This window comes from Clavibacter sp. MX14-G9D (genome assembly GCF_032917815.1).
GTDB lineage: Bacteria > Actinomycetota > Actinomycetes > Actinomycetales > Microbacteriaceae > Clavibacter > Clavibacter michiganensis_K.
The window spans coordinates 1-2,060 of record NZ_JAVCVL010000324.1 but is presented as its reverse complement, the minus strand read 5'-3'; the positions used below and the strand labels follow the sequence as shown (position 1 = coordinate 2,060).

The 2,060-nt window shown below is 76.7% G+C and carries 2 protein-coding genes; both read right to left on the bottom strand.

Translation table 11 applies throughout. From position 1 onward, the window contains the following. Window positions 1-225: 225 nt before the first annotated feature. Window positions 226-585: a hypothetical protein gene (locus tag Q6969_RS15235; RefSeq protein ID WP_317231201.1), complete on the bottom strand. Its 360-nt coding sequence runs from the start codon at window positions 583-585 to the stop codon at window positions 226-228. 358 nt (window positions 586-943) lie between these two features. Next, a partial coding sequence (locus Q6969_RS15230; protein ID WP_317231200.1) for an FAD-dependent oxidoreductase occupies window positions 944-2,060 on the bottom strand: 1,117 nt, incomplete at its 5' end.

Here is a 2,060-nt window from a genome sequence, read left to right as displayed (position 1 = left end):
CGCGGCCACGCCGGCCCCTGCCGCCGCGGCCGGCGCATCCGCCCCCGCCGCAGCGGCCCCCGCCGCGGACGCCCCCGCCGTCGACCTGCCCTTCACCTGGACCGGGCCCGACCTCGGATCGCCCCTCACCATCTCGAAGGACGTGCCCTTCACCGGCACCGGGCACCCGGGCAGCCTGGTCTCGGCCTCGTACGCCAACGCCGACGGCCAGCTCGCGATCGCCGGCTACGGCTTCGTGGCGGCCGACGGCACGTGGTCGTTCTCGGCCGGCTTCGGCGACCTGACGGAGGGCGCCAGGACCGCCCGCGTCGAGGTCACGCAGGTGCTGCTCGAGACCGAGGAGCCCGTGACGGAGTCGCTCGCGCGCACCATCCGCTTCGCCGAGGCCCCCGTCGGGCCGTTCGTGCGCGGCGAGATGGGCTTCACCCTCGAGCGGACCACGCTCAGCATCTCCGAGGCCAGGGACAAGCGGATCGGCATCCGCCCCGCCGCGACGGGCTTCCTCCGGTACGAGTCCGTCGAGGTGACCATCCAGGACGAGGACGGGCAGTTCGTCGGCATCAGGATCGACAGCGTCGCCGGCATCGACCCCGGCATCCCCGTCGACGACCGCATGAGCACCCGCTCGCTCGACGACCGCGTCCGTGCGGACGAGGACGGCACCTACCGCCAGGACCTCTCCCTGTACGGCCCGCTCCAGCCGGGCAAGTACTTCTTCGTCGTCCGCGGTCTCGAGTCCGGCATGGCGCAGGGCATCGACTTCTTCCTCACGGAGGACGAGGCCGGCTCGCCCTCGGACCCGGCGGTCCCGTCGCTGCCCGGCACGCCGGTCCCCGTGCCGTCCGCGCCGGCGATCGTCCCCGCGGGCACGGCTCCGAAGCCGATCGCGAAGCCCTCGGCCCACGGCGACCAGCTCCCCGTCACGGGCGCGGACGGGACCGCGCTACGGCGCCGGCGTGGACGTGCCGGAGGGCGCGGTCGTCGGCGCGTCGGTCGGCTCGCCGGTCCCCGTCCCGGTCTCCGTCCCCGTCTCCGTCTCCGGCGGCAGGAGCTCGGGATCCGCGAACGGCGCGAGCGTGCGCAGCGCCGCCGACCGAACCGCGTCGTCGTCCATCGCCGCCACCCGCTCCCCGGCCGCCGCGCCGACCTCGGCCATGAGGACGGGCTCCCCGGACACGGGCATGAGGTTGTACCAGCGCGTCGAGCTGCCGCCCGCGTCGGTGGAGGTCCAGACCGTGGCCGTCGTCGACCAGAACGGCTCGGCGAACCGCAGCCAGATCCGGTCGGCGCTGCCGGATCCCAGCGCGCGGATGGCGGTCGCGTGCGCGGCCGGCAGCGCGGGCTCGAACGCGATGGAGCCCTCCTGGAGGACCCCGAGCGGCACCGTAACGACCACGCGGTCGACCGACAGCGACTCCCCGGACCCGAGGCGCAGCCCCACCGGGCCGTTGCCGTAGGCGACGCGGGAGACCGTCGCCTCGCGCAGCACGTCGATGTCCTGGTCGCGCAGCAGGTGCAGGACGAGGCGCGCGAACCCGCCCGTGACGGCGACGTTGCCGACGGGCGACGCCTCGTCGAGGCCCTGGGCGGCGGAGAGCTCGGACGCGGCGGCGCCGTGCGCGATCGCGACGTCCGTGGCGAGGAGTGCGGCGAGACGCGCGGCGGGCGACGCCGCCCCGCCCTCGGCGGACAGGGCGTCCGCGCCCGTCTCGAGGAGCGCGGCGGCCACGCTCGCGTCGACGGCCTGCCCCTGGGCCCACGTGCGCGCGCCCGCGAGGGCGTCGGCCCCCGCGCCGGAGGCGTCGAGGACCTCCCCGTCCGGGCCGCGGTGCTCGGGGATGAGCGCGAGGCCGTAGCGGGAGATGCCGGCCGCCTCGAGGGCGTCGCGGAGCAGGTGGTCGTCGTCGGCGGCGATCCAGAGGGCGCCCAGCTCGGCGGGATGCGGCCACTCGGTGCCCGATGCCGCCCGGATGCGGCCGCCCAGCTCGGCCCGCGCCTCGACGAGGACCACGTCGTGGCCGGCGTCGCGGAGGGCCCGGGCGGCGGCCGTGCCCGCGATC